We start from the raw sequence: 18526 nt of genomic DNA, 5'->3' as shown, positions 1-18526 counted from the left end.
CGCCGTGGGCAGGGAAGATCAGCGGTTGCGGTACTGGGGGAGGTTCTTCCAGGGCGTCAGCAGGTTGGGGTACTGGAGTGCCGTGGCGTTCAGACTGTTGGCGGCGTACTGCCATGACACGGCCGTCGTCGGCTGCGTCGATGCCTTGTACGTGGTCGAGACGCCAGGATTGGTTTCCTGGACTATCAGATTCCAGCCGCGCTTGAGCGCGAAGGTCGTATTGATCGCCCCCAGCCCAGTGCAGTTGCCTGTGTACTTCACGGTCGCTGCCATGTTGGAGAACCACCACGTGCGGTAGTTCAGGTTGGATTTGCTCGGGTCGATTTCGGACACGATGCGCTTATTGGTATCTGTGGTCAGGAAGTTGATCGGATAGACCTTGAGACCAGCCGGCACCGTGGTCTGACTGCTCTCACACAACCCGAAGACATCTGGAACGTTGAATAACAGACTCGCATCCGGTGAGGCCGTCATGGTTGCCACGTTCGGCAGAGCCATATCAAACACGCCCTGATCGCTCACGAGGGCCGTGAGCAGGTTGCCGTTGGAGTCAACAAGGCTGCCGCCCTGCGGATCGCTTGCAGGCTTCCCGTTGCCCTCGTAGACCGAATTCGCGTCTCCGGCCTTGAAGGGCGTGAGCTTGCCCTTGATCAGGCCCGCGACCTCGCTGGGGGTCGGGGTGGGCGTCGGATTCGGGGTGGGGTTCGGTTCGGGCGTGACGGTCACGGTTGCACCGCACGCGGCGAGCAGGACGGTCAGGAGGCCGAGCGACAGGAGCCGGGGCGCGGTACGGAGGGGCGTCATGTTCCTCACCCTGACGGGCCGGCGGTGACATGGGGTGGGGTTTGGCTTCAGTGCGCTGACGTGCTTTTCTCACCTTCCGGTCAGGTGGGCGCGGCGGGCAGGCGTGCGGCAGAATGCGGGAGCTTTCTGGAGGTGAGGTGTGGTGACTGCGAGATTCCCCCGGACGCTGTCCGAGATCAACGCCCTGAGTGCCCAGGACTTCGAGGCCCAGTTCGCGGGCGTGCTGGAGCACTCGCCCCGGTATGCGCGGGTGGTCGCGCAGGCGCGGCCGTTTGCCAGTGCCGAGGCGGTGGCCGCCGCCTTCGCCAGCGCCTTCGATGCCGACTCGCAGGAGGAGCAGGTGGCCCTGATCCGTGCCCACCCCGATCTGGCGGGCAAGGCCGCGCTGGCCGGTGACCTGACCCCCGAGAGTGCCCACGAACAGGCGTCGGCGGGTCTGGATCGCCTCAGCTCCGACGAGTACGCCGAGTTCCACCGGCTTAACGCCGCGTACCACGAGCGCTTCGGCCTGCCGTATGTGGTGTGTGTCCGCGAGCATACGAAGGCCAGCATCTTCGAGGGGGCGCGGCGGCGGCTGGCGAACACGCCCGAGCAGGAGCGGGCGGCGGCCCTGCATGAGATCGGCCGGATCGCCCGGCTGCGGGTGCTGGATCTGATCACGGAGGAGGACGCATGACGGACACGCTGCGGGTGAAGGTGAAGCTGGGCGACAACAACTACGGCAAGGCCGACGTCCAGCTGTTCAAGGTGTTCCGGGACACGCCCCGGCACGAGGTGCGGGATGTGCGCGTGCGGGTCGCCATGACCGGCGACTTCGGGGCGGCCCACGCCGACGGCGACAACGCGGGCCTGCTCGCCACCGATACCGTGCGGAACACCATCTACGCGCTGGCGAAGGAGGGCTTCGCGAGCAGCGTCGAGGAGTTCGGCAAGGAACTCCTGGCCCATTTCGTGCAGACCGGCCCGAGGGTCACCGGGGGCTTTGCAGAATTCACCGAGCACCTGTGGGCACGCCTGCCGGGCGAGGGGGACGCCGGGCACGACCACGGCTTCGTGCGGCAGATGCCCAAGCACACGGTGCGCGTCGAGACTACTGACGGTCAGACGTTTGCCGTCACGAGCGGCATTGATGAGCTATCTGTCCTGAAGACCACCCAGAGCGGCTGGGCCGGGTACGTGCTGGACGAGCGCTTCACGACCCTGCCGGAATCGCACGACCGGATCATGGCGACCGTCGTGACCGCGAAGTGGGAGTACGCCGCTGCCAGCTGTGACTACGACGCCGTGTGGCAGCGGGCATACGATCAGATCCAGCGCACCTTCACCGACCACTACTCGCCCAGCCTCCAGAACACCCTGTACCGCCTGGGCGAGGCCGTGCTGGGCGCATGCCCGGAGATCTCGCGCGTGTGGTTCCAGATGCCCAACCGCCACCACCTGCGGTACAACCTGGAACGCTTCGGCCTGGAGAACGACAACGAGATCTTCCACGTCGATCCCGAGCCCTACGGTCTGATGGAGGCGTGGGTGGAACGGGCATGAACAGAGACTCCGGTGAGCCGAAGGCGAATCCGAGCAGACTCGCAGAGATCCGCAGGAGAGCGAGTCTGAGAGGAATACGGGACAGGAGCGGTGGAAGGACAGGCCGATGTGTCCACGGCCTGTGCTGGAATCGCGGAGGTTCCGGATGACCGGCGGAGGCCTGAGCACACACGTGCTGGACACGGCGCGGGGTCGCCCCGCCCAGGGTGTGCGGGTGGAACTGCACGATGTCACGGGGCACACGCGGCGCAAACTGAACGAGGCCATTACCAACGCCGACGGCCGCACGGACGCCCCGCTGATCGAGCGCGGCACCCTCAGCGCCGGCACGTACGAACTGACCTTCCATGTGGGCGCTTACTACTCCGACTTCGCGGCAGCCTCAACCCCGCCCTTTCTGGATGTGGTCACCCTGCGCTTCACCGTCGCGGACGCGGGCGGGCACTATCACGTGCCGTTGGTCATGACGCCGTGGTCGTACTCGACGTACCGGGGCAGCTGAGCAGGGTTCGCCTCAGTCCATCTGCGCGGGGCGCAGGTCGTGTGTCAGCGTGTCGGCCTTGCCGCGCTTGAACACGGCCCCGAGCAGCACGTACGCCAGCGGTGCGGACAGCAGCAGCATGCCGGCCAGCGTCAGGAAGCCCGTGCCCTCCTCGAGAACCGTGCCGCGCACGGCCAGCAGGATGATCGCGGTGGGCAGCAGCGCCACGAGGATCACGCCGGGCAGGCCGCCGGGAATGCGGAAGGGCCGGGGCATGTCCGGGGCCGTGACGCGCAGGGCGATCAGCGCCAGGAACTGGAGGATCAGCGACACGCCGTACAGCAGTACGGTCGTGACCGCCAGCCGCTCGAACGGCCCGAAGGCCAGCGCGGCGTACACCACCGACACCAGGATGATCGACCGGAACGGCGTGCCGTACACCGGATGCCGTTCCACGTAGCGGGCGGGCAGGTAGTGGTCGGCGGCGAAGATGAAGGGCAGGCGCGAATTCGACAGCACCATCGCGTTGAACAGGCCCATGGCGCAGAACATGCCGCCCAGCGCCACCCACACGCCCAGCCAGCGCCCGCCGATCGCGGCGGCCAGCTCCGGGAAGTTCGCGCTGTCGCCCCAGGTCGTCCAGTCGGCCCCGGCGACCAGCCCGGCCAGCACCGGCAGCAGGTAGCCCAGGATGACCAGCGGCACGGCGATCAGCATGGCGCGGGGCACGACCTTCAGCGGATTGCGGATCTCGCCCAGCACGGTGCTGATGCTGTCCCAGCCCAGGTAGTTGTACATGACGATGAACAGCCCCAGCCCGAAGGCCCCGACCAGACCGGTGTCGGGCGGTGTGAGCGGCTGCCAGAACGGCACGGGATTCGCGGCGTATTTCGCGGCGGCCAGGACGATCATGACGATGAACGGCACGAAGACCATGGCCGCGAAGACCTTGCTGGAGTCGCCGACCGCCTTGGCCCCCCGGATGTTCACCAGCGCGAAGGTGATGATCAGCGCCACCGCGACCAGCCAGCCCGCCAGCGGGTTCTGATCGAGCAGCTCCACCCCGAAGGCGAGGTTCAGGAACGAACTCGTGTAATCGCGGAACAGGGCCGCGAAGGAGGCCGCGATCACCACGCCGTACAGCCATGCCGTCCAGCCCTGGCAGAAGCCCCAGAAGCGGCCCAGTCCACGCTTGACCCACACGTAGTACCCGCCCTCGACCGGCATGGCGGTGGACAGTTCCGTGACCATCAGCACGGTGGGAATGCTCCAGATCAGCGGCGTGACCAGCGTGAGCACCAGCGCCATGCCCGGCGCGGACGACCCGACCAGCCCCTCGATCCCGAAGGCGCCGCCGGCCACGGCGAAATAGATGACCATGACCACACCCCACAGCCCGAGTTTTGACGGGGCGGGTGCGGTGCTCACGGAAGAACTCGGTACGGTCATGGGAACCTCGCGGGGGGAGCGGGGGCACACGGGGCGATGGCCAGGGGTTTCATGAAGCCTAAAGGTCAGGTGCGAACCTCGCCTTATGGTGAAGCTCCAATGCGGGCCTCGGATCGCTGGAGGCAGTTCACCATGCAGTGGCGTAAGCTGGGGCATGCCCCGTGGTCTCCGGAGGTGCCCGTGCGTAACCATGACGCCCTGACGCTGCCGTCGCTGGCCGGCGCGCGTGCGGTGGGAGCCGGCGACATGCAGCGCGAGGTGCGGCTGGCCCATGTGGTTGATGTGCCCGAGACGCCGCGCTGGGTCACGCCCGGCACCTTCCTGCTCACCACCGGGCTGTCGTGGCCCCACACCGGCGCGGCCCTCTCTGCGTTCGGCCATGACCTCGCCGCCTGCGATCCGGCCGCCGTGGTGCTGGCGGTTCCGCACTTCTTCGCCACCTTTCCGCCTGAGGTCGCCGCGCCGCTCGCCGCGCGTGGCATTCCCACGCTGGAACTGCCGTACGACGTCCCCTTCGCGCAGGTGGTGCAGGAAGTCCACGGCCACATCCTGCGGGAGCAGGCCGACGTGCTTCGCCGCAGCGAGCGCATCCACCGGGCCCTGACCCGAGCTGCGCTGGGGGGGAGCGTCACGGACGTGGCGCAGACCCTGGCGGACGGGCTGGGATGCGCGGCGGTGGTGTGCTCGGCTGCCGGCACGCCGCTCACGCCCGGCCCGGCCCCGGACGCGGGCGAGGTGCTGGCCGCCCTGGCGCGCCCCGGCACCGGCCCCCGCAGCCTGGCCGGCGGCACGCTGGTGCCGGTCGTGCTGCGCGGTGCCCGCGAGGGCGGCGTCTGGGTGGCGGGCGGGGGCGGGCGTGAGCGGCCGGACGGTGCCCCCGACGACCTGGCCGTCCGTGCCGCCGAGCACGCCGCGACTGTCGTGGGCCTGCTGCTCCTGGCCCAGCGCGACGCCGAGGTGCGCGAGGCCAGACTGGGCTACGCCTTCGTGGACACCCTGCTGGAGGGCCGCTTCACCGGCGACCCGACCGCGCAGGAACGCGCCGCCCGGCTGGGTTTCGACCCGGACGGCGAGTACGCCGTGGGTCTGCTGGTGCTGCGCGATACCCTGCCCCTGAGCCCGGAGGGCTTCGCCGGGCGCGAGCGGGCCGCCCAGGAGCTGCGGGGCGTGCTGTCGTCCCTGGGCGCGTCGCCGCTGGTCAGCGTGAACCTGAACACGGTGTGGTTCCTGCTGCCGGCGTCGGTGCCCGCCGCGCGCCTGTGGGCCCGTCTGGGCTGGCAGGAGTCGGCCACCGCTGCCGGCGGCATGGTGTACTCCCGCACCCGCGCCGGGGCCGACGCCCTGGCCCAGGGCCGCGCCGAGGCCCTGTCGCTGGCCGCGTATGCCCGCCCCGGGATGCTCCGCTCCTACGCCGAGGTGCTCGTGCCGCGCGCCCTGAGCGGCGACCGGGATGCGCAGACCGACCTGACCCGCGGTCTGCTGGGGCCGCTGCGTGACGTGCGCGGCGCAGATGGTCTGGTCGCCACCATCCGCACCCTGTCCGAGACGGGGTTCTCGCAGGTCGACACGGCCGCCCGGCTGGGCATCCACGCCAACACGCTGCGCTACCGCATGGAGCGGATCGAGGCCCTGACCGGACGGCCCCTGGGGCAGCCGGACACCCGCGCCCTGTGGTGGCTGGCCCTGCAACTGGACGCGCTGACGGGCTGAGGGTTTCGCCCGGCCGGTGGATCACGAGCGGGCCCTCCCGTCTCCCTCCTGTCTTCTCCGCCCCCCATTTTCCCAGGAGCTGCCATGTACCACATCACGCTGGGGCACACGCACGTCTCGTTTCCTGACCTGAAGGCGGTACTGGGCCGCGCCAGTCCGCAGAAGTCCGGTGATGAACTCGCCGGTGTGGCCGCCACCTCTGCCACCGAGCGCGAGGCGGCCCGCGCCGTGCTGGCCGACCTGCCGCTGCGCGTGTTCCTGGACGATCTCCTGATTCCCTACGAGCACGACGAGGTCACGCGCCTGATCGTGGACACGCACGACGCGGCGGCCTTCGCGCCGGTCGCGCATCTCAGTGTGGGTGAATTCCGAGACTGGCTGCTGGGTGACGGTGCGACGGGGGAGAGCCTGGCGGCCCTGGCCCCCGGCCTGACGCCCGAGATGGTCGCGGCGGTCGCCAAGCTGATGCGGAGTCAGGATCTGGTGCTGGTGGCGTCGAAGATCGAGGTGGTCACCCGTTTCCGCAACACCATCGGGGGGCGTGGCACCTTCAGCACGCGGCTGCAGCCCAACCACCCCACCGACGACCCCCGCGGCATCCTGGCCAGCACGCTGGATGGCCTGAGCTACGGAGCCGGGGACGCCGTGATCGGCATCAATCCCGCGCTGGACAGCGTGGACAGCACCGTCACGCTGCTGCATCTGCTGGACGAGTTCCGGCAGCGGACAGGCGTGCCCACGCAGACCTGCGTGCTGACGCACGTGACGAACACCCTGGAGGCCATACAGCGCGGTGCTCCCGTCGATCTGGTGTTCCAGAGCGTGGCGGGCACGCAGGCGGCGAACGCGGGCTTTGGCATCGATCTGGCGCTGCTGGAGGGGGCGCACGCGGCGGCGCTGGAACTGGGACGCGGCACGGTGGGCCACGACGTCATGTACTTCGAGACGGGGCAGGGGAGTGCGCTGTCGGCCGGAGCCCACCACGGGGTCGACCAGGGCACGCTGGAAGCCCGTGCCTACGCGGTGGCGCGGCGGTTCCGGCCCCTGCTGGTGAACACGGTGGTCGGGTTCATCGGCCCGGAGTACCTGCTGGGCGGGCGGCAGATCATCCGGGCGGGGCTGGAGGATCACTTCTGCGGCAAACTGCTGGGCCTCCCGATGGGCTGCGACATCTGCTACACCAACCATGCCGAGGCCGATGGCGACGACATGGACGTCCTGCTGACCATGCTGGGCGCGGCGGGCGTGACCTTCATCATGGGGGTGCCCGGCGCGGACGACATCATGCTGAACTACCAGAGCACCTCCTTCCACGACGCGTGGTACGTGCGCCGCCTCTTTAACCGCCCACCCGCGCCGGAATTCGCCGCGTGGCTGGAGTCGGTGGGCCTGACCCGCGCCGGGGTGCTGGCGAACCCGGACACCCGGCGCGTACAGGCCCTGATGGCCGGGTTGGAGAGAGCGTGACCCCCGCCGACGACCCCTGGGCGATCCTGAAGGACTTCACGGAGGCGCGGGTGGCGCAGGGCCGCGCCGGCACGTCGCTGCCCACCCGCGAACTCCTGAAGTTCACGCAGGCGCACGCGGCAGCACAGGACGCCGTCCACGACGCGGCGGATATCGCGGGGCTGCGGGCCGTGCTCGAAGGGCTGGGCGAGACCGTGCTGGAGGTGCGCAGCCGCGCTTCAGACCGGGCCATCTACCTGCGGCGGCCGGATTTCGGGCGCACCCTGCACCCGGAGTCGGCCGCGCTGCTGTCGGGCCACCGGGCCGGGCCACCGCCCGACATCGCCGTGGTCGTCGCGGACGGCCTGTCGGCGGGGGCGCTGGCGCAGGTGCCGGGCGTGCTCGGGGCGCTGCTGCCGGCGCTGCGTCAGGACGGCTTCACGCTCGCGCCCGTCGTGCTGGCCGTGCAGGCCCGCGTGGCTCTCGGGGACGGGGTGGCGCTCGCCCTGGGGGCACGGCTGGTGCTTGTCCTGATCGGCGAGCGGCCCGGCCTGAGCAGCCCCGACAGCCTGGGCGCGTACCTGACCTTTGGTCCGCAGCCGCTGACCCCGGACTCGGCCCGCAACTGCGTGTCGAACATCCGCCCGGCCGGGCTGGACACCCGTACGGCCGCGTGGCGGCTGCACTGGCTGATCGTCAGTGCCCTGCGCCGGCAGCTCAGCGGCGTGTCCCTCAAGGACGAGAGCGGCGAGGTGCCCCGGCACTTCGCGCCTCATGCCCTGCGGTGATTGGCGATGATCTCTGACAGACAGCGCAGTTCACTGTAGATGGCCTCCGGGGTCGTCTGCGGACGGGGCGGATACGCTGACCCGGTCACATCACCGGAGCACCGCTCACTGGGGCCCAAGGAGGCAGCATGACCATCACCACCACCCGCACCGACGACCTCCTGGCCCTGCGGCAATCGGAGATCCCGCGCGGCATCAGTCTCGCGCATCCCATCGTGGCCGCCCGCGCCGAGGGCGTGAAACTGTGGGACGTCGAGGGCCGCGAGTACCACGACTGGGTCGGCGGGATCGGCGTGCTGAACGTCGGGCACAACCACCCGGCGGTCGTGGCGGCCGTGCACGCGCAGCTCACGAACTTCAGCCACACGTGTTTCCAGGTCACGGCCTACGAGCCGTACCTGCGCCTCGCGCAGCGCCTGAACGCCCGCTTCCCCGCCCCCGGCAAGGCCAAGACGCTGTTCCTCAGCACCGGCGCGGAGGCCACCGAGAATGCCATCAAGATCGCCCGCGCGTTCACGAACCGCCCCGCCGTGATCTCGTTCACGCACTCCTTCCACGGCCGCACCCTGATGGGCATGACCCTGACCGGCAAGAAGGCGTACTACGCGCAGAACTTCGGCCCCTTCGCGCCGGACGTGTACCACGCGCCGTTCCCGTACGAGTACCGCGGCACCACCGTGCAGGCCGCGCTGGAGGGCCTGCGCGAACTGTTCCGCACGACCGTGGACGCGTCCAGGGTGGCCGCGATCATCCTCGAACCCGTCCTGGGCGAGGGCGGCTTCCTGCCCGCCCCGGTGGAGTTCCTGAAAGCCCTGCGCCAGATCTGCGACGAGCACGGCATCGTGTTCATCGCCGACGAGATCCAGAGCGGCGTGGGCCGCACCGGCGACTTCTGGGCCATCGAGGCGAGCGGGGTGCAGCCGGACCTGCTGACCTTCGCCAAGAGCATCGGCGGGGGCCTGCCCATCAGCGGCGTCACCGGCCGCGCCGACATCATGGACGCCCCGCTGACCGGCGGGCTCGGCGGCACGTATGCCGGGAACCCCCTGGCGTGCGCGGCGGGCCTCGCGGTGCTCGACCTGTTCGAGGACGGCACGCTGCTGGAACATGCCCGGCACGTCGGCACCCGCCTGCACGACGCCTTCACGGCCCTCCAGGGCGACATCGGTGCCGTGGGCGACGTGCGCGGCCAGGGCCCCATGATCGCCCTGGAATTCGTCAAAGACCGCGTGAGCCGCGAGCCCGACCCCGACCTGGCCACCCGCGTCGTCGAGGAAGCCCGCACGCGCGGCCTGCTGCTCCTCAAGGCCGGCATGTACGCCAACGTCATCCGCGTCCTCGTGCCCCTCACCGTCACCGACGACGAACTCAGCGAGGGCCTGGAGAAGTTCACGGGCGCGGTGCGCGCGGCAGCGGGCGGCTGAGTCGCGTAGACCCCTCTGCTGCGCAGCTCTGCGAGTCCGCCGCTGCGAGGCACCTCAAGGGAAGGCAACGATGTGCTCTTTGGCTCCCCTTGAGGGGAGCTGGCGGCGAAGCCGACTGAGGGGTTAAACCGAAGCGTCCCCCTCCTCCAACTCATCCACCCAAGGAGTCCCCATGCCGTACATCAAGCTGAACACGCCCATTCCCGGCCCGCAGTCCGTTGCCCTCCAGAAACGCCGCGCCGACGCCGTGTCCAGGGGACTCGGGCAGGCGAACGCCGTGGCGGTGGCGTCCGCGCAGGGGTCGCTCGTGACCGACGTGGACGGCAACACCTTCATCGACCTGGCGTGCGGGATCGGCATGATGGCCGTGGGGCACAACCACCCGCGGGTCGTGCAGGCCCTGCACGAGCAGGTGGCGCAGGCGGTGCATCCGGGCGCGCTGGTCGTGAACTTCGAGGGGTACCCGGCGCTGGCCGAGCGCCTGAACGCGCTGACGCCGGGCGACTTCCCGAAGAAGACGCTGCTGGCGAACGGCGGGGCGGAGGCCGTGGAGAACGCGGTCAAGATCGCGCGGGCGTACACGGGCCGCGCCGGGATCATCGTGTTCGAGGGCGCGTACCACGGGCGCACGAACCTGACCATGTCCATGACCAGCAAGTACGGGCTGTTCAAGAAGGGCTTCGGGCCGTTCGCGAGCGAGGTGTATCGCCTGCCGTTCCCGAACCCGTACCGTCCGCCGGCCGGCATGGACGCGGAAGGCTGGATCGACTGGTGCTGCTGGAACCTCGAGAACGCCCTGGTGGCGCAGATCGACGGCTCCGCCCTGGCGTGCATCGTGATCGAGCCCGTCATGGGTGAGGGCGGCTTTATTCCCACGCCGGCGAAGTTCCTGCGCAAGATCCGCGAGATCTGCGACCGGACGGGCGCGGTGATGATCGCCGACGAGATCCAGAGCGGCAGCGGCCGCACCGGGAAGATGTACGCCATCGAGCACTCGGGCGTGATCCCGGATCTGGTCATCACGGCCAAGAGCCTGGGCGCGGGCGTGCCGGTGAGCGCCGTGACGGGCCGCGCGGAGATCATGGACGCCCCGCACCTGGGCGGCGTGGGCAGCACCTACGGCGGCAGTCCCCTGGCGTGCGCGGCGGCCCTGGCCGTGCTGGACGTGCTGCACGAACCGGGCTTCATGGACCATGCCAAGACGGTGGAGCGCGTGGTGCGCGAGGTGTGGGAGCCCCTGCGCGGCGAACTGCCCATCGGGGACATCCGCGGGATCGGCGCGATGATGGTCGTGGAGTTCGTGAAGGACACGCACACGAAGGAACCGTGGATGGACGTGATCGCCAACGCCGTGCCGCTGGCCGTGAAGCGCGGCGTGCTGCTCATCCGCGCGGGCCTGTACAGCAACTGCATCCGCTTTTTGCCTGCGCTGGACATCCCCGAGGACATGCTGCGCGAGGCGCTGACCGAGGTCGCCGACGCCGTGCGCGAGGCATACGCGGCGCTGCGCGAGAAGGAGGCCGTGACCGCGTGACAGGAGCACGCAGCTTCCTGGGCCGGGACGTGCTCGCCGCCCGTGCCGACGGCCGCTACGTGGTCGTACAGGCCCGTGCGGACGATGCCCCCGCCCTGGAGGCCGTGCAGCGCGCGTGCTTCCCCGACCTCTCCGAGGACGAGATCGCCACGGAGCGGCACTTCCGGTCGCACCAAGCGCACTTCCCGGAGGGGCAGCTGGCCGTGCTGGACGCCCATACAGGTGAACTCGTGGCCTCCAGCAGCGACCTGCGCATGAACGTGGATTTCGCGCACTACGCGCACCCGTACCTGGAGGAAACCGGGGACAACCTGTTCACCACGCACGACCCGCACGGCGAGTGGCTGTACGGCGCGGACATCGGCGTGCACCCGAAGTGCCGGGGGCAGGGCCTCGCCACGCTGCTGTACGGCGCGCGGCACGACCTGATCCGCCGCCTGAACCTGCGCGGTCACATCGCCGGGGCCATGCCCAAGGGCTACGGCGCGGTGGCCGATGTGCTGAGCATCGAGCAGTACGTCATGGAGGTCGTCCGGGGCGAGCGGGCCGACCCGGTGCTCAGCGTGCAGCTCAGGCGCGGGTACGGCGTGTGGGGCATCATCCCGGACTACCTGGAGGACGAGTCCTGCGGGAACTACGGGGTGTGCATCGTGTGGCGCAATAAGGAATTCCGGCCGTGAGCACGCTGTACCACGGCGGCCCGATCCACCCGTGGGCGGACGCCCGGACGGTGGAGGCCCTGCTCGTGCGTGACGGGCGCGTGGTGGCCTCGGGCGCGCTGGATGAACTGGACGCCCGCGGCGCGGCCCGCGTCGATCTGGGTGGGGCACACGCCTTCCCGGGCTTCACGGACGCACACGTGCACGTGTGGAAGGTCGGGCAGCTCCGCACGACGCTGCTCGACCTGCGTGAGGCGACGTCGCTGGACGACCTCGCGGCGAGGGTGGCTGAGCGGCACGCGCAGCTTCCGGAAGGCGCGTGGCTGTGGGGGCGCGGGTGGAACGAGGCGCGGCTGGGCGGGTCGCCCACGCGGGAACTGCTCGACCGGCTCGCGCCGGGGCGGCCGGTGCTGCTCACGCGCACCTGCGCGCACATCCACGCGGTGAACACGCCCGCACTGGAGCGGGCCGGCATCCACGCGGACACGCCCGCCCCGGCCGGCGGCGAGATCGATTACGACAGCGGCATCCTCACCGAGACTGCTTATGGCCTCGTGTACGGCGCGATGCCCGAGCCCACCCAGGCGCAGTTCGAGGCGTGGATCCTGGCGGGGCTGGAGTACCTCCGGGCGCTGGGCTTCACCGCCGCGACCGACCCGGCGGTCGATCCGCCCCTGTACGCCGCGTACCGCGCGCTGGACGCGGCGGGCCGCCTGCCCATGCGCGTCAATCTCCTGTACATCCGCCGGCCGGACGGCGGCGCGGCCACGTACCCCCTGCCGGAGAAGCACGTCTCGCCCACGCTGCGCTGCGACTCGGTCAAGTTCTTCACGGACGGCGGCCTGAGCGGCGCGACCGCCGCGGTCAGCGTGCCGTTCAGGGACACGGGCACGCGCGGCGTGCTGCGCTTCGACACCGCCGAGCTGTACGAGCTGGCCCGCGAGGCGCACGTGGCGGGCTTCCGCATCGGCGCGCACGCCATCGGGGACGTGGCCCTGACACAGCTGCTCGGCGTGTACGCGCGGCTGGCCCGCGAGCACCCCGGCGGGCCCCGCCACCGCATCGAGCACTTCGGCCTGCCGGACGCCGAGCACCTGCGGCTCGCGCGGGAACTCGACGTGATCGCGGTGCCGCAGCCGGTGTTCCTGCACGAGCTGCGCGCCAACTACGACCGCTACGTGCCGGACGAGCTGGCCGGGCAGGTGTTCCCGCTGCGGGCCATGTTTGACGCCGGGCTGGACGTGGCCTTTTCCAGCGACGGGCCGGTCGTGCGGGAACTGCGGCCCCTGTCCGGACTGGCGGCCGCCGTGGCCGAACCGTACGTGCCGGGACAGGCGGTCACGCTCGACCAGGCCCTCGGGGCCTACACGCGCGGCGGCGCGGTCGCGCACGGCGACGAGAACGACCGCGGCACGCTGGAACCCGGACAACGCGCCGACCTCACCATCGTGGAGGGCGACCTCTTCGACACTGCCCCCCAGTCGTGGCCGGACATCCCGGTGCGCGCCGGCCTCGTGGCCGACCTGAGCGCCGACCCCGCCCGAACCCCCTGATCCGACTCCTTTCCCGCCCCCGGAGGCTTCCATGACCACCCTGCTGAACGATCCCGTGACCCGCTCCAAGGCCTACTTCGACGGCGGCTGGCACGCCACCCCGAAGACCTTCGAGGTCATCCACCCCGGCACGCTGGAACCCATCGGTTCGGTCGCCGACTGCACCGCCGACGATGCCCGCCGCGCCATCGACGCCGCCGAGGTCGCCCTGAAGGACTGGCGGAAGGTCAACCCGTACAAGCGCGGCCAGATCCTGCGGAAGTGGCACGACCTGATGTTCGAGCACAAGGAGCAGCTCGCGCGCCTCATGACCCTGGAGATGGGCAAGCCGATCACCGAGACGCGCGGCGAGGTGCACTACGCCGCCAGCTTCATCGAGTGGTGCGCCGAGGAGGCCAGCCGCATCGGCGGAGAACGCGTGCCCAGCCGCTTCGACCACAAGCGCGGCTTCACCAGCAGCGAGCCCGTCGGGATCGTGTACGCCGTCACGCCGTGGAACTTCCCGGCGGGCATGATCACGCGCAAGGCCGCGCCCGCGCTCGCGGCCGGCTGCGTCATGATCCTCAAGCCCGCCGAGCAGAGCCCCATGACGGCCCTATACCTCGCGGAACTGTGGCTGGAGGCCGGCGGCCCCGCGAACACCCTGCAGGTGCTCCCCACCAACGACGCGCCCGCGTTCAGCGCGCCGTTCATGGAGGACGAGCGCGTCCGCAAGCTGACCTTCACCGGCAGCACCGCCGTGGGCCGCCTGCTGTACGGGCAGGCCGCGAAGACCATCAAGCGCGTGTCGCTGGAACTCGGCGGGCACGCCCCTTTCCTGATCTTCGCGGACGCCGACCTGGAGAAGGCCGCGCGGGAGGTCATGGCGAGCAAGTTCCGCAACGCCGGGCAGACGTGCATCAGCACCAACCGCGTGTACGTGCAGCGCGAGGTGGCCGCCGAGTTCACCGCGATCCTCACGCGCCTCACGGGCGACCTCGTGCTCGGCGATCCGCTGCAGGACGGCACGGGCGTCGGCCCGGTCGTCGAGCAGGCGGGCCTGGACAAGGTGCGGGCGCAGGTCGAGGACGCCATCGCCCGCGGCGCGACCGCCACGGTGGGCGGCACGCACAGGGAGGGCCTGTACTTCCACCCCACCGTGCTCACGGACGTCCACCCGGACTCCCTGATCCTGCGCGAGGAGACCTTCGGCCCCGTCGCCCCGGTCGTCGTGTTCGACACCGAGGAGGAGGGCCTCGCCCTGGCGAACGCCAGCGAGTACGGCCTCGCCGCCTACGCGTACACCACCAACCTGTCGCGCGCCTTCCGCGTGGCGGAAGCGCTGGAGTACGGCATCGTCGGCATCAACGACGGCGGCCCCAGCGCCGCCGCGCCGCAGATGCCCTTCGGCGGCATGAAGAACAGCGGCGTGGGCCGCGAGGGCGGGCACTGGGGCCTGGACGAGTACCTGGAGACGAAGTACATCAGCATGGGGATCTGAGGTGTGATGGTGTGCGCCTGCGGCGGGCTCCCCCACCCCCAGCTCCTACCCCAACGGGGCAGGGGAGTAGCGCTGCGCTGGGCAAGAGAGTTTTTCAGCGCGGCGGAGTCCTTATAAGCGTTGACATGTCCTCCCTCGATGCCATGCCCACCCCATCGACAGGCCCGTGCGCTCCGCCCATGAGGGAGTGAGCCTCTGGGAACGAACCAGGAGGAGTGAGGGGCCGACCCCGAACGGATGGAGCCACCTCCCGACGGCCGGTGGCAGCTCGCGGCGAGGTGTGAGGCAGGACGATTCGGGAGACCATTCGTTTTTAACAACAAAGAGCAGAAGAACGGCGTGCCGGTCAGCCTTCTTCTTGCCTCCCCTTGAGGGAAGGTGCCCCGGAGGGGCGGACTCGCGGAGCGCGAAGCGAGAGGTTCGCACGCAGCGCTATCAACGTCAGCATCTTCTAACACTGTGCAGTTGCCTCTGACGCGACCCTCGCCCCACTTGGCCCTGCGCCGGCCCCCGTGATACACTCCCGGAGTTTGCCCCGAGACGGGGCGCGCGTGAAGTCGGCAGGCCCGCCAACTGGCCGCCACGCCGCGAGCAAGGAGAGCAGAGATGAAGCGTACCTACCAGCCCAACGTCCGCAAGCGGGCCAAGACCCACGGTTTCCGCGCCCGCATGAAGACCAAGTCCGGCCGCAACATCCTCGCGCGTCGCCGCGCGAAGGGCCGTCACCAGCTGACCGTCAGCGACGAGTAAGCTCCTCGACCAGGAGCCGGCCATCGCCCACACCCCCACCGCCAGCGCCACCCAGGAACGGCCCCGCCGTCCGGTGGCGCTGGCGTCGTTGACGGGCGACCGGGAGTTCCGCAAGGTCCGCGTGCACGGCGTGGCGGTGCGCGACCCGCTGTTCACGCTGCGCGTCGCGGAGTACCGCCCGCGCCACGGTGAGACGTGGCGGCCCCGCGCCATCATCGGGATCGTGATCAGCAAGAAGACCTTGAAACGGGCGGTGGATCGCAACCGCGCCCGCCGCCGCGTGCGCGAGGCGCTGCGCACCCTGCCGGGCGGCCTGCCGCCGTGCCGGGCGATCCTGCTGCCGAACCCGGCGGTACTCACGGCAGAGTTCGCCCAGGTGCAGGCCGCCCTGATCCGTGCCCTGGCCCGGGCACCGGGCCGTGTGAGGGGGCGGGGCGGGAACTCCGGCGGAACGCGGGCCGTATCTGCCCCTGTGACCCCAGATCCCACCCCAGCCGGAGGCCGGGAATGAGCCTTGCGTCGCGTGGTCTGATCCGGGTCGTCCGGCACTATCAGCGGTCGGTATCGCCGCGCAAGCCTGCGCCCACGTGCCGGTTCACGCCCACGTGCTCGGAGTATGCTGCCCAGGCCATCGAGCGGCACGGTGCGCTGCGGGGCAGCTGGCTTGCCACGTGGCGCATCCTGCGCTGCAACCCCCTGGTGCCCGGCGGCTTCGATCCCGTCCCCGAGACCTTTCCCGCTGTTCCCACAAAGAGAACTCCATGAAAACAAGACACCTGCTTTCCCTGACGGCCGTGGCCGCCGCCCTGCTCCTGACGGGCTGCGGCACCACCGGCCCCCTGCCCACCTTCGGCAAGGCCATCACACCCGAGTGGATCACCGCCGACTTCGACGGCACCCCCGGCGACGAGTACATCGCGACCAGCAACCTGCAGGATGTGGTCTTCAACACGCGCGGCGAGGTGATCGGCTGGTACGTCAAGGGCTACGCCGGCACGCCGTACATCAAGCGGCGCGGTGACGGCACGTGGGATTTCAGTGCCCTGAAAGACCAGAAGGGCATCGTGAACATGGTCGCGGGCCGCAAGGCGCTGGCCGTGCAGGCCGAGGGCCTTAATCCGGCCCAGCCGGCGCAGACCTCGGCTCCCACGGGCCTCACGACCGATGTCGCCGCCAACCGGCAGGATGCCGTGTTCCGCTACACGCAGGGCGGCGCGACGGTCACCAAGACCGTGACCCTGCATCCCCGCAGCTTCAAGATCGACCTGAAGACCGAAATCACAGGCGGCCCTGAGCGCGTGAACATCCTGTTCCCCGGTCTGGGCAAGGCCGACAACCCGCGTGTGCAGGGTTACAGCGTGGGGGGCACCCAGCCTGCCACCGCACAGGGCACCGCCACCCTGACCGTGGAGAACATCCAGTACGCGGCGTTGCAGGAAAACCCCAGCCAGGTCGCGCACGCGCTGATCATCCGCCCGCAGACGGGCACGGCGGGCAGCGCGGCCACGCCCGCCAGCGCGGCTCCGGCCGCCGGACAGGCCATCAGCGCCACCCTGACCGGCGGCGCCCAGGGCCTGATCAGCGCATCGGTACCGGCCAGCAGCAACCTGGAGATCTACGGCGGCAAGAACGAACTGATCCACCTGTACCAGAGCGGTTACACCACGCTGCCGGGTCTGTTCAAGCCGAACTTCTTCGGGGACATCAGCCTGTACATCGTCAAGCTCATGGAGACGCTGTACAAGGCCATCGGCAACTGGGGGCTGGTGCTGGTCGTGCTGACCGTGCTGCTGCGGGCGGTCATGTGGCCGCTGATGCAGGCGCAGGGGCGAACCACCGCGCGCATGCAGGTCATGCAGCCGAAGATCAAGGAGATCCAGGAGAAGTACAAGGAACGCAAGGACATGGACTCGCAGCGGGCCATGCAGGCCGAGATGGCGCAGCTGTACCGCGACTACAACTTCAACCCGGCCGGGTGCTTCTCGACGTTCATTCCCTTCCCGGTGCTGATCGCGCTGTGGTCGACCATCCGGAACTTCGAGTTCGACTCGGGCTTCCTGTGGCTGCCGGATCTCGCCGTGCCCGATCCCTTCTACATCCTGGCCGTGATCTACCTGATCGTGAACGTCGGGCAGCTGTACGTCATGACGCGCAAGAACCCGGACATGTTCCGGCAGCAGGCCATGATCTACATCATCTTCCTGTACTTCGCGCTGACCTTCCCGGCGGGCGTGACCATCTACATCATCCTGTCCACCCTGATCGGGATCGTGCAGCAGGTGATCATCAACAAGCAGGTCGAGCGGGAGACCGCGACCATCGGGGTGAAGGTCGAGAAGGCCCCCTCGCGGCAGGTGGCCCGCGCCAACGCGGCCAAGACCATCGACGCGCCGAAGAAGTAAGCGCGAACCGAAGCGCCCGCCTGAACCGAGTGGTCAGGCGGGCGTTTTTACAACCCATTGGATTCGGTTCAACCGCTGACCAACGTGTAATGTTGCCTATCTTGAAAGACGAAGTGTTCGGCCATCAGGTCACTCGCTCCGAGGTCATTCCGATCCAAAGGTTCTAGCCAGAAATCCCAGGCGTTGTACAGTTCGACTGAAGCGCCAGCACGGAGCGCCACCTCCAAGTATTCGTTGAGCTGAACAAAATTCGGGCGGTTATCCTGGAATTCGGCGAGGTCGGCGGCGGTCGGCTGGTTCCAGTCGGGCTCGAAGGCAAACGGGCACCCGCAGCCCATGTGGGTGCCAACCGCATACACGTGAGGCTGGCTGAGAGCCGTCCGAGCGGCCTCCTCTCGGGCGGTGATGGGGCTGACCGTCAGTCCTGGGTTGTGTTCATCCCAGGCGAGTTCAGCGAGTGGCACATTTGAGGCGAAGAACAGACAGTTGCACACCCATCCACAG

General features: G+C 69.6%; 18 protein-coding genes. 15 read left to right on the top strand and 3 right to left on the bottom strand.

The window, feature by feature from the left end; genetic code table 11:
- Positions 1 to 18: 18 nt before the first annotated feature.
- On the bottom strand, positions 19 to 804 hold the full coding sequence (locus tag U2P90_RS17585; RefSeq protein ID WP_322473149.1) for a hypothetical protein: 786 nt from the start codon (positions 802 to 804) through the stop codon (positions 19 to 21).
- A 142-nt stretch (positions 805 to 946) separates the two neighbouring features.
- On the opposite strand from U2P90_RS17585, the gene uraD reads away from it, so the two are divergent.
- The 3 genes from uraD to uraH all read left to right on the top strand — a co-directional run bounded on the left by uraD (position 947) and on the right by uraH (position 2848).
- The gene (gene uraD, locus U2P90_RS17580) at positions 947 to 1480 is read left to right on the top strand and encodes a 2-oxo-4-hydroxy-4-carboxy-5-ureidoimidazoline decarboxylase (RefSeq protein WP_322473148.1); all 534 of its coding nucleotides are present in this window, start codon (positions 947 to 949) and stop codon (positions 1478 to 1480) included.
- A complete protein-coding gene (gene pucL, locus U2P90_RS17575) occupies positions 1477 to 2346 on the top strand; it encodes a factor-independent urate hydroxylase (RefSeq protein ID WP_322473147.1) in 870 nt (289 codons plus the stop codon). The genes uraD and pucL overlap by 4 nt, the downstream gene beginning before the upstream one ends.
- A 145-nt stretch (positions 2347 to 2491) precedes the next feature.
- Positions 2492 to 2848: a hydroxyisourate hydrolase gene (gene uraH / locus U2P90_RS17570; protein WP_322473146.1), complete on the top strand. Its 357-nt coding sequence runs from the start codon at positions 2492 to 2494 to the stop codon at positions 2846 to 2848.
- A gap of 12 nt (positions 2849 to 2860) precedes the next feature.
- Here the strand turns inward: uraH and U2P90_RS17565 are convergent, their stop codons facing one another.
- The gene (locus U2P90_RS17565; RefSeq protein WP_322473145.1) at positions 2861 to 4255 is read right to left on the bottom strand and encodes an APC family permease; all 1395 of its coding nucleotides are present in this window, start codon (positions 4253 to 4255) and stop codon (positions 2861 to 2863) included.
- Positions 4256 to 4456: 201 nt separating this feature from the next.
- Here U2P90_RS17565 and U2P90_RS17560 point away from each other — a divergent pair, with 201 nt between their 5' ends.
- The 12 genes from U2P90_RS17560 (at position 4457) to yidC (ending at position 18022) form a co-directional block, all read left to right on the top strand.
- Complete coding sequence (locus U2P90_RS17560) at positions 4457 to 5986, top strand: PucR family transcriptional regulator (RefSeq protein ID WP_322473144.1); 1530 nt, start codon at positions 4457 to 4459, stop codon at positions 5984 to 5986.
- An 84-nt stretch (positions 5987 to 6070) separates the two neighbouring features.
- Positions 6071 to 7453 carry an ethanolamine ammonia-lyase subunit EutB gene (locus tag U2P90_RS17555; protein WP_322473143.1) on the top strand — a complete coding sequence of 461 codons (1383 nt, stop codon included), beginning with the start codon at positions 6071 to 6073 and terminating at the stop codon, positions 7451 to 7453.
- Positions 7450 to 8220: an ethanolamine ammonia-lyase subunit EutC gene (gene eutC, locus U2P90_RS17550; protein WP_322473142.1), complete on the top strand. Its 771-nt coding sequence runs from the start codon at positions 7450 to 7452 to the stop codon at positions 8218 to 8220. Before U2P90_RS17555 ends, eutC begins: the two co-directional genes overlap by 4 nt.
- A gap of 128 nt (positions 8221 to 8348) precedes the next feature.
- Entirely contained in the window at positions 8349 to 9644 is a 1296-nt protein-coding gene (gabT, locus tag U2P90_RS17545) for a 4-aminobutyrate--2-oxoglutarate transaminase (RefSeq protein ID WP_322473141.1), read from the top strand.
- Between the two features lie 172 nt (positions 9645 to 9816).
- The gene (locus tag U2P90_RS17540) at positions 9817 to 11178 is read left to right on the top strand and encodes an aspartate aminotransferase family protein (protein WP_322473140.1); all 1362 of its coding nucleotides are present in this window, start codon (positions 9817 to 9819) and stop codon (positions 11176 to 11178) included.
- On the top strand, positions 11175 to 11858 hold the full coding sequence (locus tag U2P90_RS17535; RefSeq protein ID WP_322473139.1) for a GNAT family N-acetyltransferase: 684 nt from the start codon (positions 11175 to 11177) through the stop codon (positions 11856 to 11858). Before U2P90_RS17540 ends, U2P90_RS17535 begins: the two co-directional genes overlap by 4 nt.
- A complete protein-coding gene (locus tag U2P90_RS17530; protein WP_322473138.1) occupies positions 11855 to 13390 on the top strand; it encodes an amidohydrolase in 1536 nt (511 codons plus the stop codon). Before U2P90_RS17535 ends, U2P90_RS17530 begins: the two co-directional genes overlap by 4 nt.
- A 31-nt stretch (positions 13391 to 13421) precedes the next feature.
- Entirely contained in the window at positions 13422 to 14870 is a 1449-nt protein-coding gene (locus tag U2P90_RS17525) for an NAD-dependent succinate-semialdehyde dehydrogenase (RefSeq protein WP_322473137.1), read from the top strand.
- 606 nt (positions 14871 to 15476) lie between these two features.
- Positions 15477 to 15620: a 50S ribosomal protein L34 gene (rpmH, locus tag U2P90_RS17520; RefSeq protein WP_136389664.1), complete on the top strand. Its 144-nt coding sequence runs from the start codon at positions 15477 to 15479 to the stop codon at positions 15618 to 15620.
- A gap of 88 nt (positions 15621 to 15708) precedes the next feature.
- Positions 15709 to 16131, top strand: coding sequence for a ribonuclease P protein component (rnpA, locus tag U2P90_RS17515; RefSeq protein WP_322473136.1), 423 nt, complete (start codon positions 15709 to 15711; stop codon positions 16129 to 16131).
- Positions 16128 to 16385, top strand: coding sequence for a membrane protein insertion efficiency factor YidD (gene yidD, locus U2P90_RS17510; RefSeq protein ID WP_322473135.1), 258 nt, complete (start codon positions 16128 to 16130; stop codon positions 16383 to 16385). Before rnpA ends, yidD begins: the two co-directional genes overlap by 4 nt.
- The gene (gene yidC / locus U2P90_RS17505; protein ID WP_322473134.1) at positions 16382 to 18022 is read left to right on the top strand and encodes a membrane protein insertase YidC; all 1641 of its coding nucleotides are present in this window, start codon (positions 16382 to 16384) and stop codon (positions 18020 to 18022) included. Before yidD ends, yidC begins: the two co-directional genes overlap by 4 nt.
- A gap of 68 nt (positions 18023 to 18090) precedes the next feature.
- On the opposite strand, the gene U2P90_RS17500 is transcribed toward yidC, so the two are convergent.
- Positions 18091 to 18486, bottom strand: coding sequence for a hypothetical protein (locus tag U2P90_RS17500; RefSeq protein ID WP_322473133.1), 396 nt, complete (start codon positions 18484 to 18486; stop codon positions 18091 to 18093).
- Positions 18487 to 18526: the final 40 nt, after the last annotated feature.

This window comes from Deinococcus sp. AB2017081 (assembly GCF_034440735.1).
GTDB lineage: Bacteria > Deinococcota > Deinococci > Deinococcales > Deinococcaceae > Deinococcus > Deinococcus rufus.
The sequence above is the reverse complement of the archived record's forward strand: the minus strand, read 5'-3'. Positions and strand labels throughout refer to the sequence as shown.

Bases quoted from the DNA above. Each gene is read 5' to 3' on its own strand.
- yidC (WP_322473134.1), top strand. From the start codon at position 16,382: ATGAAAACAAGACACCTGCTTTCCCTGACGGCCGTGGCCGCCGCCCTG.
- rpmH (WP_136389664.1), top strand. From the start codon at position 15,477: ATGAAGCGTACCTACCAGCCCAACGTCCGCAAGCGGGCCAAGACCCAC.
- uraH (WP_322473146.1), top strand. From the start codon at position 2,492: ATGACCGGCGGAGGCCTGAGCACACACGTGCTGGACACGGCGCGGGGT.
- U2P90_RS17585 (WP_322473149.1), bottom strand. From the start codon at position 804: ATGACGCCCCTCCGTACCGCGCCCCGGCTCCTGTCGCTCGGCCTCCTG.
- pucL (WP_322473147.1), top strand. From the start codon at position 1,477: ATGACGGACACGCTGCGGGTGAAGGTGAAGCTGGGCGACAACAACTAC.
- U2P90_RS17555 (WP_322473143.1), top strand. From the start codon at position 6,071: ATGTACCACATCACGCTGGGGCACACGCACGTCTCGTTTCCTGACCTG.
- U2P90_RS17540 (WP_322473140.1), top strand. From the start codon at position 9,817: ATGCCGTACATCAAGCTGAACACGCCCATTCCCGGCCCGCAGTCCGTT.
- yidD (WP_322473135.1), top strand. From the start codon at position 16,128: ATGAGCCTTGCGTCGCGTGGTCTGATCCGGGTCGTCCGGCACTATCAG.
- gabT (WP_322473141.1), top strand. From the start codon at position 8,349: ATGACCATCACCACCACCCGCACCGACGACCTCCTGGCCCTGCGGCAA.
- U2P90_RS17525 (WP_322473137.1), top strand. From the start codon at position 13,422: ATGACCACCCTGCTGAACGATCCCGTGACCCGCTCCAAGGCCTACTTC.